This is a genomic window from Pseudomonas sp. T8, from assembly GCF_024610635.1.
GTDB lineage: Bacteria > Pseudomonadota > Gammaproteobacteria > Pseudomonadales > Pseudomonadaceae > Aquipseudomonas > Aquipseudomonas chlororaphis_I.
The window spans coordinates 1,642,520-1,655,965 of the sequence record NZ_CP102374.1; the positions used below are offsets into that span (position 1 = coordinate 1,642,520).

The window sequence follows — 13,446 nt, forward strand, 5'->3', positions numbered from 1 at the left end:
CCAGGTGATACGCGTCATCGTTGACGCCCATCGCGAGCAAGCTCGCTCCTACAAAAAACAATTGCCCTAGCCGGTTTCCGGCGTCGACTCGGCGAGCAGCAAGCCCTGCTCGGCCGCGCACAGCTCGACCAGGTAATCCCACACCACCCGCAGGCGCACGGACTTGTGCAGGTCGCGCCGGGTGCTGATCCAGTAGGCGCGCTGGATGCTCTCGCCGGGCAGCAAGGGCACCAGCTGCGGATCGCCGGCGGCCATGTAGCACGGCAGCACGGCAATGCCCAGGCCGGAGCGCGCGGCCTGTTGCTGGGCGATCACGCTGGTGCTGTGGAACACCACCTGGGGGTTGCGGCAGAAACTGTTGAGGAACTTCAGTTCCTGGCTGAACAGCAGGTCGTCGACATAATCGATCCAGGCATGTCGCCCCAGGTCCTCGCGGCTGCGCAGCGGCGGCGCGCGGTCCAGGTACGCCTGGCTGGCGTACAGGGCCAGGCGGTAGTCGGTGAGTTTGCGGGTCACCAGCATGTCGGCGTTGGGCCGCTCCAGGTGGATGCTGATCTCCGCCTCGCGGTTGAGGATGCTGACAAAACGCGGCACCGCCACCAGTTCCACCTCCAGCCCCGGATAACGCTCGAACAGACCGCGCAGGCGGCTGGCGAGAAACATGATGCCCAGGCCCTCGGTGACGCCCACGCGGATCTTGCCCAGGGGCGCGGTGGACTGGGTGATTTCCTCCTGGGCCAGCAAGGCCACGTTCTCCATGGCCTCGGCGTGCTTGAGCAAGGCCTCCCCGGCCGGTGTCAGTTCGTAGCCCTGGGCATGCTGGACAAACAGCGCGGTGCCCAGGCTTTTCTCGATCGCCTCGATATGCCGGGCCACCGTGGCGTGGGTGGTCTTCAGCCGCTGGGCCGCGGTCAGCAAGCGACCGCTGCGTTGCAGCTCGAGAAAAAACCGCAGGTCGTTCCAGTCGAACATGACTCTTCCTTGCAGATGCCGGGGGAAGCCACTGTTTAAAAACGCACAGCAGCTGAGCAAAAACTAACATTCTTTTAACGAAAGCTAACAACTAGGATGAGCCCAACAAGAACGATAAAGCGAGGTCATGGATGCTGCCTGCCTTCGATCCATACGACTACATAGTGGTCGGCGCCGGCCCCGCCGGTTGCCTGCTGGCCAATCGGCTGTCCGCCAACCCGGCCCACCGCGTCCTGCTGCTGGAAGCCGGTGGCCGCGACAACTACCCCTGGATTCACATTCCCGTCGGCTACCTGTTCTGCATCGGCAACCCGCGCACCGACTGGTGCTTCAAGACCGAAGCCGAACCCGGCCTGCAAGGCCGCAGCCTGAGCTACCCGCGCGGCAAGGTGCTGGGCGGCTGCTCGTCGATCAACGGCATGATCTATATGCGCGGCCAGGCCGGCGACTATCAGTGCTGGGCCGCCGACGGCAATCCCGGCTGGAACTGGCAGGACGTTCTGCCGCTGTTTCGCAAAAGCGAAAACCACTTTGCTGGCGACTCGCAGTTTCACGGCGCCGCCGGCGAATGGCGGGTCGAGCGCCAGCGTCTGTCATGGCCAATCCTCGATGCCTTCCGCAGCGCCGCCGAACAGAGCGGCATCGCCAGCGTCGACGACTTCAACGGCGGCGACAACGAAGGCTGCGGCTACTTCCAGGTCAACCAGAAAGCCGGGGTGCGCTGGAACGCCGCCAAGGCCTTCCTCAAGCCGATCCGCCAGCGGCCCAACCTCACCGTGCTGACCGGGGTCGAGGTCGATCGCGTGCTCCTGGAAAACGGCCGCGCGGCCGCGGTCAGCGCCCGTCACCAGGGCCAGCCGCAGACCTTCAAGGCCCGTCGTGAAATCATCCTCAGCGCCGGCGCCATTGGCTCGCCGAGCATCCTGCAACGTTCGGGAATCGGCCCCGCCGCGCTGCTGCAACGCTTAGGCATAGGCGTCGCCCACGAGCTGCCGGGGGTTGGTGGCAACCTGCAGGATCACCTGCAACTGCGGCTGATCTACAAGCTGGAAAACGCCCGCACCCTGAACCAGATCGCCGGCAGCCTGTGGGGCAAGCTGGGCATGGGCCTGCGCTACCTGTACGACCGCAGCGGCCCGCTGTCCATGGCGCCGAGCCAGCTGGGGGCCTTTGCCCGCTCAGGGCCGGAGCAGACTTCGGCCAACCTCGAATACCATGTACAGCCACTGTCGCTGGAGCGTTTCGGCGAACCGCTGCACGCCTTCCCGGCCTTTACCGCGTCGGTCTGCGACCTGCGTCCACAAAGCCGTGGCCGGGTGGAAATCCGCTCCGCCGACCCGCAGGCGGCGCCGCTGATCCAGCCCAACTACCTGAGCCACCCGGAAGACCTGCGGGTCGCCGCCGACGCCATTCGCCTGACCCGGCGCATCGTCGCCGCGCCGGCCCTGCAAGCCTTCAAGCCCACGGAGTACTTGCCGGGGGCCGAGTTGCGCAGCGAAGAACAACTGCACGAAGCCGCTGCGCGCATCGGCACCACCATCTTCCATCCGGTGGGCACCTGCCGCATGGGCCAGGGCACGGATGCGGTGGTCGATGCCGAGCTGCGGGTGCATGGCATCCCCGGCCTGCGCATCGCCGATGCCTCGATCATGCCGTACATCACCTCCGGCAATACCTGTTCGCCGACGCTGATGATCGCCGAGAAGGCCGCCGAGCTGATTCTCACTACCTCGACCAGGAGCCCTGCCGCCGAAAAACAAACCGTTACCCCCGCCTGATCGTTGAACCCTTGTAGGAGCGAGCTTGCTCGCGATGATGGCCGCAAGAGCGATGCAAGGTTCAAGGGCCTATCGCGAGCAAGCTTCGCTCCTACAGAGGCAGGCACAGAAGATAGCGACGCCACGCCGGCGCCGACAGTGGAACAACAAAAACAATCACTGTGAGGGATATCGATATGTCGGAACATGCTCAATCGCTGGACGCGGCCGCCGCCGCGCCCACCAGCCAGGAAAGCCAGAAAGTCATCTTCGCCTCGTCCCTGGGGACGGTCTTCGAGTGGTATGACTTTTTCCTCTACGGCGCCCTCGCGGCGGTCATCAGCAAGCAGTTCTTCGCCGGGGTCAACGACACCACCGCCTTTATCTTCGCCCTGATGGCGTTCGCCGCCGGGTTCGTGGTACGGCCGTTCGGCGCCCTGGTGTTCGGTCGCCTGGGGGACATGATCGGGCGCAAGTACACCTTCCTCGCCACCATCATTCTCATGGGCCTGGCGACCTTCGCCGTGGGCCTGCTGCCGACCTACTCGAGCATCGGCATCGCCGCGCCGATCATCCTGGTCGCCCTGCGCATGCTCCAGGGCCTGGCCCTGGGCGGTGAATACGGCGGCGCCGCGACCTACGTCGCCGAGCACGCGCCCCAGGGCAAGCGCGGTTTCCACACCAGCTGGATCCAGTCCACCGCGACCCTCGGCCTGCTGCTATCGCTGCTGGTGGTGCTGGGCTGCCGCTACTTCACCGGCGACCAGTTCGAAGTCTGGGGCTGGCGCCTGCCGTTCCTGCTGTCGATCGTGCTGCTGGGCATTTCCACCTGGATTCGCCTGAGCCTGCACGAGTCGCCGGCCTTCCTGAAGATGAAAGAAGAAGGCAAGGCCAGCAAGGCGCCGATCCGCGAGTCCTTCGGTAAATGGGAAAACCTCAAGGTGGTGCTGATCGCCCTGTTCAGCATCAACGCCGGGCAAGCGGTGACCTTCTACGCCGCGCAGTTCTACGTGCTGTTCTTCCTCACCCAGTTCCTCAAGATGGACCCGGCCCTGGCCAACATGCTGCTGATCATCAGCGTGGTGATCGGCGCGCCGTTCTTCATCTTCTTCGGCTGGCTGTCGGACAAGGTCGGCCGCAAACCGGTGCTGATGGTCGGCCTGTTGCTGGCCACCGCGCTGTACTTCCCGATCTTCAAGTCCCTGGCCCACTACGCGAACCCGGCCATCGACCAGGCCAGCCGCCAGGCGCCGATCAGCGTGCTGGCCGACCCCGCCACCTGCACCTTCCAGTTCGACCCGGTGGGCAAGGCGCGTTTCGACAGCCCGTGCGACAAGGTCAAGACCTTCCTGGTCAAGCAGGGCCTGCCCTACACCAGCGTCGCCGCGCCGGCCGGCAGCCCGGTGCAGGTCAACGTCGGCGAGGTGCAGATCGACGGCTTCGACGAAGCCGCCCTGCGCGGTGCCGTGACCCTGGCCGGCTACCCGCAATCGGCCGACATCCAGAACGTCAACAAAACCATGGTCGTGGTGCTGATCGTCGCCCTGATCCTGATCGCCGCCATGTGCTACGGCCCGCTGGCGGCGCTGATGGTCGAGCTGTTCCCGACCCGCATCCGCTACACCTCCATGTCCCTGCCCTACCACATCGGCAACGGCTGGTTCGGCGGCTTCCTGCCCACCGTGTCCTTCGCCCTGGTGGTGTACACCGGCGATATCTTCTACGGCCTGTGGTACCCGGTGGTGATCACCGGGGTCAGCCTGCTCGTCGGCCTGACCTGCCTGCGGGAAACCCGCAACATCGATATCGACAAGAACTGAAAAGCCCCGGAAAACCCTCGCTGGCGATAGCGCCCCAAGGATGGTTGCAGGCCTTGGGGCCATCATCGTCAGCCAAGGGTAGCGGCCAAAAAAAACGGCGCGCCATGGCGAGCCGTTTTCGTTGCTATCGATCAGGCCACGATATCGGTGGTCGCCGCCTGGCCGATGGTGCCCACGGCGAAGTCCACCGCGCCAAGGCCAGTGAGGTCGACCAGCAAGCTGGTCTGGTCGGTCTCGGCGTAGTAGGTCAGGATCGCGTCGCCGGCATGGCCGGTGAAGCCGCTGACGAAGTTCAGGGTCGCCTGGCCCGAGGCGAACTGCGCCAGGCCGCTGAGGTCGATCTTGTCCTGGCCGCTGGTGAAATCCATGATCCAGTCGGGCTCATCGAAGGTCGAATCGGATGCCGCGCCGAACACGAAGGTGTCCGCCCCTGCCCCGCCCCACAGCGTGTCGCGACCACCGCCGCCGTAGAGGATGTCGTTGCCGGCACCGCCTTCGAGGATGTTGGCCGCGGCGTTGCCGATCAGCAGGTCGTTGCCCGAGCCGCCAATGGCGTTTTCCAGGGTCACGCCATGGGCCACGGACACGTTGCCCACCAGGCCGCCGACGTCGGAGAACGAGCCCTCGTTGAGGTTGATCTTCTGGTTCTGGGTGAAGCCGGAGAAGTCCAGGGTGTCGTTGCCGCCGCCGTCCCACACCGAGAACACCAGCTTGGAGGCGGATGAGCTGGCGCTGTAGAAATCGCGCCCGGTGTTGGAGTTGAAGCCGTACACGGTGTCGTCGGCGCGGGTCTCGTGGTTGGCACCGTAGAGTTTCTGCACCGCCACAATGTCGTCCATCAAGGGGGCCGAAGCGTAGGCGCCACCGCCGTCCTTACTGAAGTTCTGCCCGGTGTTGCTCTCGCTCCAGTAGCTCATCAGGCTGTAGCCGCGCGTGTCCTGGGCGTAGGTGGCATCGTTGTAGGTCGGGTTGCCGTTGCCGGCGTTGTAGGCGCCCGGATGGGACAGGCCCAGGCTGTGGCCGATTTCGTGGGTCAGGGTCTGGCGACCGTAGTTGCCGTTGCCCGGGGTTTCGTTGACCCGGTACTGATCGTTGATCAGGTACCAGGACTGGCCGTCATAGCTGCTGCCCGAAGGCAGGTAGGCGAAGGCCGCGCCACCGGTGCTGACGTTGTAGTTGCCGAAACTCAGGTGCCCGTCACCGCCGCTCGCCGCTTCGTTGAAGCTCACATTGGCCACGTCCGACCAGGATTGCAGGGCCAGGAACGCCTGGGCTTTCTGCAACGCGCTGAACTCGCTGAAGGTGCCCAGCTTGGGGTTGTAGTTGGCCGGTTCGCGGGTGAGGAAGCTATAGCTCAGCTCGATCTTGCCGTCGCCGTTCTGGTCGTGCCAGGACAGGTTCTTGCGCAGGATCTGGTCGGCGGCCTGGTCCGCGGTGTACGACGGCTTGCCATTCACCAGCTCCGCGCCGCCACGGTCATAGGCATGGCTGAAGGCAGTGATCAGTTGGTAGGCATCGCTGCCTGGAGCTGCCGAAAAACCGGCATTTTCTTTGGCTTTTGACATCATTTACATCCTTGTTCAACGCTGAAAATTTCCGATAGACCACGGCGACCTGTTAGCGAGATCGTCCTATCACTCGCCCTATTCAAGGCGGGGAAAAACTGACACAGAGATCGGCGCCTCGTCCACGATTTTTATTGTCCGACAATATGCCCAGACAACCTTTCATATCATTAAAATCGCCGCCAATCCCTTACCCAGGCACGCCATACGCTAAGCTTCAGCGCTAACGGAGCCCCCTGCCGCACCCGGGCTTCTGCCTGTTTCCTGAAGGAGTCCACGATGAAAAAAATCCTCCTTAGCTGCGCCCTGTCGCTGGTCGCCAGCGCCGCCCACGCCGAAGGCATCCCGCTGTTCAACGTCGACTGTCCGGGCAATATTCCAGTCAGCGCGGAGGAAGGGGGACCGGTGTTCATCAACGGCAAAGAGGCCCAGACCAAGACCGTCAACGAGCGTTATTTCGAGGCCAAGGGCGCGGGCATCATGGTGTCCATCAGCGTTGAGGATGACGATTCGGTGGTCGTGACCTACAGCGGCAAGCAAGGCGCCAGCGGCATTTGCACCTCGGTCGACGACTGAGCCCTTCCCTGTAGCCGCTGCCGAGCCCGCGAGGCTGCGATCGGTCGCGAAGCAGCCGTAATGGGGGACATCGCGGTTATCCAGACTCAACGCGTTCTCAGGTTTTGCGCCTGCTACGTCGGAATGCCGCCCAAGTCGTTCGCAGCCTCGGCAGCGGCTACGACGAGATGCCTCCTAGAACAACCCCATCTGCCCACCCACCAGGGTGCTGAAATCATCCTGCACGAACGGCAGGATGGCATCCGCCACCGGCTGCAATTGGCGGGTCACGTAGTGATCGTAATCGATGGCCGCGGTGCGGTTTTCCAGGGGTTCGGGACCGGCCAGGGTGATCACGTAGCTGATCCAGCCGCCGTTCTGATAGCGCTGGGGCCGGCCGTGCTGCTGGTTGTATTCGTCGGCCAGGCGCGCGGCGCGTACATGGGGTGGCACGTTGCGTTCGTAGTCGTCCAGCTGGCGGCGCAGGCGCTTGCGGTACACCAGTTGCTCGTCCAGCTCGCCGGCCAGGGTGCGCCGCACGTAGTCGCGCACATAATCCTGGTACGGCTGGCGATGGAAGATCCGCTGGTACAGCTCCTGCTGGAACTGCTGGGCCAGCGGCGACCAGTCGGTGCGCACCGCTTCCAGGCCCTTGTAGACCATCTCCTGGGTGCCGTCGGCGCGGGTCACCAGGCCGGCGTAGCGCTTCTTGCTGCCCTCCTCCGCGCCACGAATGGTCGGCATCAGGAAGCGGCTGAAGTGGGTTTCGAACTGCAGTTCCAGGGCGCTTTCCAGGCCGTATTCATCGCGCAGGTGATCGCGCCACCACTGGTTGACGTGCTGCACCAGGGCGCGGCCGATGCGCGCGGCATCCACCTCGGCGTGGGCGCTGCCGAGCCAGACGAAGGTCGAGTCGGTGTCGCCGTAGATCACCTTGTGGCCCTGCGCTTCGATGAGCTGGCGGGTGCGGCGCATGATTTCGTGGCCGCGCATGGTGATCGACGAGGCCAGGCGCGGATCGAAGAAGCGGCAGCCACTGGAACCGAGCACGCCATAGAAGGCGTTCATGATGATCTTCAGCGCCTGGGACAGCGGCGCATTGTGTTCGCGCTTGGCCACTTCGCGGCTCTCGGCGACCCGGGCGACGATCGACGGCAGGCAATGCCGGCTGCGGGAAAACCGCGCGCCGCGAAAGCCCGGCACCGACTCGTCGTCCGCCGGCTGGCGCAAGCCTTCCACCAGCCCCACCGGGTCGATCAGGAAGCTGCGGATGATCGACGGGTACAGGCTCTTGTAGTCCAGCACCAGCACCGACTCGTACAGACCCGGCCGCGAGTCCATGACAAAACCGCCGGGGCTGGCCTCCGGCGGCTTCTCGCCGAGGTTCGGCGCGACGAAGCCCTGGCGGTGCATCAGTGGCATGTACAGGTGGGTGAAGGCCGCCACCGAACCGCCGCTGCGGTCGGCCGGCAGGCCGGTGACCGTGGCCCGCTCGAGAAGAAAGGTGAGCAGCTCGGTCTTGGCGAAAATCCGCGTCACCAGCTCGCAGTCCTTGAGGTTGTAGCGCGCCAGGGCGGGCTTGTCCTCGGCGAACATACGGTTGATTTCGTCCATGCGCTGGTAAGGGTTGTCGATCGACTTGCCTTCGCCGAGCAGGGTCTGGGCGACGTTTTCCAGGCTGAAGGACGGGAAGCTCCAGGTCGCCGAGCGCAGGGCTTCGATGCCATCGATGATCAGGCGCCCGGCGGCCGCGGCGAAATAATGGGTACGGCTGCCGTGTTCGCGCCACTGCATCTCCTCGCCACCACGCCCCAGGCGCAAGGGCACCGCCAGGCGGCGCGCGTGTTCGTGCAGCACCCGCAGATCGAACTGCACCAGGTTCCAGCCGATGATCGCGTCCGGATCGTGCCGCGCCAGCCACTGGTTGAGCCGCTCGAGCAACTGCTCGCGGCTGGCGCAGAACTCCAGGTCGAAGTCCACCGCGCTGTCGTCCTCGCGAGCACGGCCGAGCATGTACACCTGGCGCTGGCCACAGCCTTCCAGGGCGATGGAATACAGCTCGCCGGTCTCGCTGGTCTCGATATCCAGCGACACCAGCTTCAACGACGGTCGGTAGTCCGGCGCCGGCTTCATCTGCGCCTCCAGCAGCATCCCGCCCTCGCCCGGAGTACCGCCGAACCACACCGGCGCGGTGATGAAGCGCTCCATCAGGTAGCGCTCGGGCGGCCGCACATCGGCCTCGAACACCTCGACGCCGGCGCGGCGCAAGGTCTTTTCAAGGCGGATCAATTGATTGTGCTGCGGGCAGTACAGGCCCAGCACCGGGCGGTGCTGGAAGTCGCACAGGCCCAGGGGACGCAATTCGACATCGCGATCGTCGGTCAGCAGGCGCCGGGCCTGTTCCTGCTGTTCGGCGGGAATGAAGGCCACGGAGGTCTGCACCGGCAAGCGGATCTGGCGCGGCCCGGCATCGGTCGCCAACCAGAACTCGACTTCCGTGCCTGCCGGCGTGTCACGCCAGTGCCGGGTCAGGACGAAGCCCTGCTGTAAATCCACCACTGCAACCTCAAGAACCTGTTTCAAGGCCTTGATTCTACCTGCCTTCGGTCGCGATAGCCCGTTCCGGGCATGTGCCGAAAGGTTTTGTCGGACAATATGTAGTGCTTGAAAATTTTCACTACAAAACCGTTGACGAGGCGAATTTGCCCTTGCATGATGCAGGCGTCTCCCCGATCGGGAGACTTGGCAAAGGTGTTATGAGCAAGCTCGTCTGACCGCCGAGCTGTTAACCCGGATGTGTACTGCCCACAAGGCAGATTGATGAAACTGACCTGGCATGAACGTCCAGTACAAAGGGCGGGAAGCTGGCGAAAACTCCTCAAGATGCTTGTGGCCGAAACTGAAAACTTCGGCAGCTTGATCCAGGTTTACGCTGCTTCTCTTCGTTGTGACGCTATTGCGTAGCAGTTAATCAAGACGACTACACGCATCAGGCTCTGGGCCTTATCTGTATCCGACAGACACCCTCTGTCGCCCTGTTTCCGGTATCAGGGTTCAACTTACCGATGTAGCGATATCAATTAGCGACTCAACTAGATAGATCGAAATGGTCAAGGGGCTTACAAATGAATCTGAACAATCAACCTACTATTGATGAACTGGCTCGTATGTTCGCGGCACAGAAAGACAAACATGACAGCCACATCCTGTGGATTGCCAAGTCTGGCCAGGTCCATATCGACTGCCTGTCGCCCCACGCCCATGAAGAAGAGTTCGACAAGAACAACCAGGACCTGCTGGCCCGCCTGAAAATGTACCGCCGTGGCCAGGGCTACGTCGGCAAGAAAGCCGCCGCCGACAGGGACTTCATCGGACGGGTACTCGATACCCTGAAGAATGAATGGCAATCGCTGCAGAACAAGTCGGAAGTTCGGGTGATTGACCGGTTCTGCTAAGTGCAACTTGTCGTTGTCGCTGATCAACCGTTGATTCATTAAACAAGAAGGGACGCTCCAATAAGAGCGTCCCTTTTTTATTGCAACTTGCCGGTTATTTGGATGACGCGGTGCTTCTGCTAAACCGCGTTATCGTTGGTCGCTGGCTTACTTGACCTGACGCTGCGGCGCCTTGTGCACCATGGTGTAGGCATAGTCCACGCCCATGCCGTAGGCGCCGCTGTGCTCACGCACCAGGTCCATCACCGCGTCGTAGGTTTCCTTGTGCGCCCAGTCGCGCTGGAATTCGAGCAGCACTTGCTGCCAGGTCACCGGCACCGCGCCGGCCTGGATCATGCGCTGCACCGACATGTCATGGGCTTCCTGGGTAGTGCCACCGGAAGCGTCGGTGACGATGTACACCTCATAACCTTCGGCCAGGGCTTCCAGGGCCGGGAAGTTCAGGCAGACCTCGGTCCACAGCGCGGCCATGATCAGTTTCTTGCGCCCGGTGGCCTTGACCGCTTCCACCAGCTTCTTGTCTTCCCAGGAGTTCATCGAGGTGCGCTCGATCGGCTGGTGATCCGGGAACACGCTGAGCAGTTCCGGCCAGATGTAGCCGCTGAAGCTCTCGGTTTCCACCGAAGTGAAGATGGTCGGCACGTTGAAGATCTTCGCCGCCTTGGCCAGGCCCACGGTGTTGTTCTTCAGGGTCTGGCGGTCGATCGACTGCACGCCGAAGGACATCTGTGGCTGGTGGTCGATCAGGATCAGGGCGGAGTTGCTTGGGTTGAGCAGTTCACGGATAGACATGGCGCGTTCCTTTTGATGTCGAGTAGGTTCAAACGTTGAGTTGCAAAATTCGGGAGCTCGGCGCGGGTTCCGCTGGGGAGGCTTTGCTGCCGGCTTGGTGGCTAATTTAGGGGCTGGATTAAAAAGGGACAATTCCATAAAATCGAGAATCATTGATTCCAAAATAGGGACAGTCATGGATCGCATCGAATGCATGCGCGCGTTTGTCGTTACGGTCGATGCCAACGGCTTCGCCGCTGCGGCCCGGGCCATGGACGTGCCGCGCTCGAAAGTCAGCAAACAGATTCAGGCACTGGAAGAAGCCATCGGCGTGCAACTGCTGCACCGCACTACTCGCAGCCTGCACCTGACCGAAGCCGGCGCCGAGTATTACGAGTCGGCGCGGGAAGTCCTGGCCGCCGTGGACGAGGCGGAACAACGGGCGCGGGACGGCATCGGCGAATTGCGCGGGGTGCTGCGGGTCAACGCGCCGATGTCCTTCGGCCTGCGCCGCCTCGGGCCGCTGGTGCCGCTGTTCCATGAGCAGCACCCGAACATCGAATTGCAACTGGTGCTCAGCGACCAGCAGGTGGACCCGGTGCGCGGCGGTTTCGATGTGACCATCCGCATCGCCAGCCTGGCCGACTCCTCGATGGTCGCCAAGCTGCTGGCCCCGGCGCCGCGGATCATGGTGGCCTCGCCGGACTACCTGAAGCGCGCCGGCATCCCGCAGACGCCCCGCGACCTGACCGCCCACCAGTGCCTGAACTATGGCTACCTGCAAAGCGGAGTCAGCCTGCAATTGAGCAACGGCAAAGACACCCAGCGCGTCCACGTCACCGGCCCGCTGCACGCCAACAACGGCGACCTGCTGGCCCAGGCCGCCGAGGCCGGCATGGGCATCGCCCTGCTGCCCGATTTCATCGTCGCCGACGCCCTGGCCGCCGGCCGCCTGGTGCCGGTGCTGTGCGAATGGCAGGCGCCACCGATCAGCATCCATGCGGTGTACCCATCGGCGCGGCGCGTGCCGCAGAAGACCCGGGCCTTTATCGAATTCCTGGTCGCCCAGTTGGCGGAGAAACCGCCTGTGCATCCGTAGGTGATCCAGGCGAGATGGGGTGTCAGATACACCGCCTCGCGGGCAAGCCTCGCTCCTACAGAAGCCGGGAACACCATGGCGTCCCTGTAGCCGCTGCCGAGCCCGCGAGGCTGCGATCAGCACCGCAGGGGCCGCAAAACCGGGCACCACGTTCCTACAGGCAAACCGCATGCGCAGGTTTTGCGAGGACTTCGTCCTCGAGCGCAGCCTCGCGCTACTCGGCAGCGGCTACAGACATGCGTGAACACCTCCTCTTCTGTAGGAGCCAGGCTTGCCGGCGATGCAGGCGACGCGGTGCCGCGGGCGACCTGGGCTGTCTCGACGATGGACCTACACTGAATGCATACACCTCGGCATTCGTGAGGGGCCATCATGCGTAACTCTCCCAGACTCGCGGCGCTCAGCCTGGTCGCCAGCCTCGTCTACCTTGGCCTGGCCATCCTCGGCATGGGCGGGCTGGTGGCGTTCTTCTCCCACCCGGCGTTGTGGGTCATCGCCCTGTCCTTGCTGGCGATGGCCGGCGTGGTCCAGTTCAGCGAAGGCAACCTGAGCCCCGGCAAACAGGAAGATCGGGAAAACCGCTGGGTCCTCGCCGCCTTCGGCATCCTCGGGCTGTTGCTGGCCTTTCTTCCCGCCTACACCGACCGCCTGAATTTCTGGACCTTTGGCGGCACCGATACGCGCTGGTTCGGCGTGGTGTTCTTTATCGCCGGCGGCATCTTGCGGCTGTGGCCGGTATTCGTGCTGGGCAATCGCTTCAGCGGCCTGGTGGCGATCCAGCCCGGCCATCAGCTGGTGACCACCGGCATCTACGGCACCCTGCGCAACCCGAGTTACCTGGGGTTGCTGATCAATTGCGTGGGCTGGGCCCTGGCCTTCCGCTCCGGGGTCGGCCTGCTGCTGACCGCCTTGATGCTGATCCCGCTGATCGCCCGCATCCACGCCGAAGAAGCCTTGCTGCGCAAAGAGTTCGGCAAGCAATACGACACTTACTGCGCCTACACCTGGCGCCTGGTGCCCTGGATCTACTGAGGACTTTTTCCGTTACGTTGCCGGGGGGCGGTGTTAAATATTTTGCGACGCGCCCCTTGGCAGCGAGGACCAGTCCCGGTAAAACGGTGAGCCTCACTTGCACGAAATGTCCGTGAATTCTTGACGAGATCCGCCGGCCGATGAACGCCTTGTGTTGCCACCCGCCCTGCCAGACATGCGCTGCTGCCCCGTGCAGCCGTATCGGCATTGGCATGGCGACAACACAACGCACCCACGGCGATCTCCACGGCAACCCCGGGGACCTGCGATGAAACTGCTGGTCAACCTGCCCATGGCTCTGTGCCGCTCCCGCCTGCGTCATTCCTCGCGCCCTCCGGATCTCTCGCTTTCGCTCTGAACGCGCGCCTTTGCGCGTCGAGCCTTGCCGCCTTGCTATCTGCCATTGCAACCGGGCCATGC

At 63.5% G+C, this 13,446-nt stretch carries 10 protein-coding genes; 6 read left to right on the forward strand and 4 right to left on the reverse strand.

The window, feature by feature from the left end; translation table 11 throughout:
- Positions 1-66: 66 nt before the first annotated feature.
- The gene (locus NRG23_RS07140) at positions 67-972 is read right to left on the reverse strand and encodes a LysR family transcriptional regulator (protein ID WP_009048377.1); all 906 of its coding nucleotides are present in this window, start codon (positions 970-972) and stop codon (positions 67-69) included.
- Positions 973-1,103: 131 nt separating this feature from the next.
- Between NRG23_RS07140 and NRG23_RS07145 the strand changes: the two genes are divergently transcribed.
- Both NRG23_RS07145 and NRG23_RS07150 read left to right on the forward strand, forming a co-directional pair.
- The gene (locus NRG23_RS07145) at positions 1,104-2,750 is read left to right on the forward strand and encodes a GMC family oxidoreductase (RefSeq protein ID WP_257374215.1); all 1,647 of its coding nucleotides are present in this window, start codon (positions 1,104-1,106) and stop codon (positions 2,748-2,750) included.
- Positions 2,751-2,926: 176 nt separating this feature from the next.
- The gene (locus NRG23_RS07150; RefSeq protein WP_038631602.1) at positions 2,927-4,549 is read left to right on the forward strand and encodes an MFS transporter; all 1,623 of its coding nucleotides are present in this window, start codon (positions 2,927-2,929) and stop codon (positions 4,547-4,549) included.
- A gap of 131 nt (positions 4,550-4,680) precedes the next feature.
- Here NRG23_RS07150 and NRG23_RS07155 read toward each other — a convergent pair whose 3' ends face one another.
- Entirely contained in the window at positions 4,681-6,114 is a 1,434-nt protein-coding gene (locus tag NRG23_RS07155) for a serralysin family metalloprotease (protein ID WP_028682787.1), read from the reverse strand.
- A 279-nt stretch (positions 6,115-6,393) separates the two neighbouring features.
- Between NRG23_RS07155 and NRG23_RS07160 the strand changes: the two genes are divergently transcribed.
- Positions 6,394-6,690 carry a hypothetical protein gene (locus tag NRG23_RS07160; RefSeq protein WP_041986800.1) on the forward strand — a complete coding sequence of 99 codons (297 nt, stop codon included), beginning with the start codon at positions 6,394-6,396 and terminating at the stop codon, positions 6,688-6,690.
- Between the two features lie 174 nt (positions 6,691-6,864).
- Here the strand turns inward: NRG23_RS07160 and NRG23_RS07165 are convergent, their stop codons facing one another.
- The gene (locus tag NRG23_RS07165; RefSeq protein WP_173477431.1) at positions 6,865-9,225 is read right to left on the reverse strand and encodes a DNA polymerase II; all 2,361 of its coding nucleotides are present in this window, start codon (positions 9,223-9,225) and stop codon (positions 6,865-6,867) included.
- 569 nt (positions 9,226-9,794) lie between these two features.
- Here NRG23_RS07165 and NRG23_RS07170 point away from each other — a divergent pair.
- Positions 9,795-10,124, forward strand: a complete 330-nt coding sequence (locus NRG23_RS07170; RefSeq protein WP_009048371.1) for a hypothetical protein — start codon at positions 9,795-9,797, stop codon at positions 10,122-10,124.
- A gap of 147 nt (positions 10,125-10,271) precedes the next feature.
- Here NRG23_RS07170 and NRG23_RS07175 read toward each other — a convergent pair whose 3' ends face one another.
- Entirely contained in the window at positions 10,272-10,916 is a 645-nt protein-coding gene (locus tag NRG23_RS07175; RefSeq protein WP_016702824.1) for a hydrolase, read from the reverse strand.
- A gap of 175 nt (positions 10,917-11,091) precedes the next feature.
- Between NRG23_RS07175 and NRG23_RS07180 the strand changes: the two genes are divergently transcribed.
- Both NRG23_RS07180 and NRG23_RS07185 read left to right on the forward strand, forming a co-directional pair.
- Positions 11,092-11,994, forward strand: a complete 903-nt coding sequence (locus NRG23_RS07180; RefSeq protein WP_016702825.1) for a LysR family transcriptional regulator — start codon at positions 11,092-11,094, stop codon at positions 11,992-11,994.
- A 372-nt stretch (positions 11,995-12,366) separates the two neighbouring features.
- Positions 12,367-13,026, forward strand: a complete 660-nt coding sequence (locus tag NRG23_RS07185; protein WP_257374219.1) for an isoprenylcysteine carboxylmethyltransferase family protein — start codon at positions 12,367-12,369, stop codon at positions 13,024-13,026.
- Positions 13,027-13,446: the final 420 nt, after the last annotated feature.

What these genes read in the sequence shown, in the direction of transcription:
- NRG23_RS07140 (WP_009048377.1), bottom strand. Translation starts at nt 972, where the DNA reads ATGTTCGACTGGAACGACCTGCGGTTTTTTCTCGAGCTGCAACGCAGC.
- NRG23_RS07145 (WP_257374215.1), top strand. Translation starts at nt 1,104, where the DNA reads ATGCTGCCTGCCTTCGATCCATACGACTACATAGTGGTCGGCGCCGGC.
- NRG23_RS07150 (WP_038631602.1), top strand. Translation starts at nt 2,927, where the DNA reads ATGTCGGAACATGCTCAATCGCTGGACGCGGCCGCCGCCGCGCCCACC.
- NRG23_RS07155 (WP_028682787.1), bottom strand. Translation starts at nt 6,114, where the DNA reads ATGTCAAAAGCCAAAGAAAATGCCGGTTTTTCGGCAGCTCCAGGCAGC.
- NRG23_RS07160 (WP_041986800.1), top strand. Translation starts at nt 6,394, where the DNA reads ATGAAAAAAATCCTCCTTAGCTGCGCCCTGTCGCTGGTCGCCAGCGCC.
- NRG23_RS07170 (WP_009048371.1), top strand. Translation starts at nt 9,795, where the DNA reads ATGAATCTGAACAATCAACCTACTATTGATGAACTGGCTCGTATGTTC.
- NRG23_RS07175 (WP_016702824.1), bottom strand. Translation starts at nt 10,916, where the DNA reads ATGTCTATCCGTGAACTGCTCAACCCAAGCAACTCCGCCCTGATCCTG.
- NRG23_RS07180 (WP_016702825.1), top strand. Translation starts at nt 11,092, where the DNA reads ATGGATCGCATCGAATGCATGCGCGCGTTTGTCGTTACGGTCGATGCC.
- NRG23_RS07185 (WP_257374219.1), top strand. Translation starts at nt 12,367, where the DNA reads ATGCGTAACTCTCCCAGACTCGCGGCGCTCAGCCTGGTCGCCAGCCTC.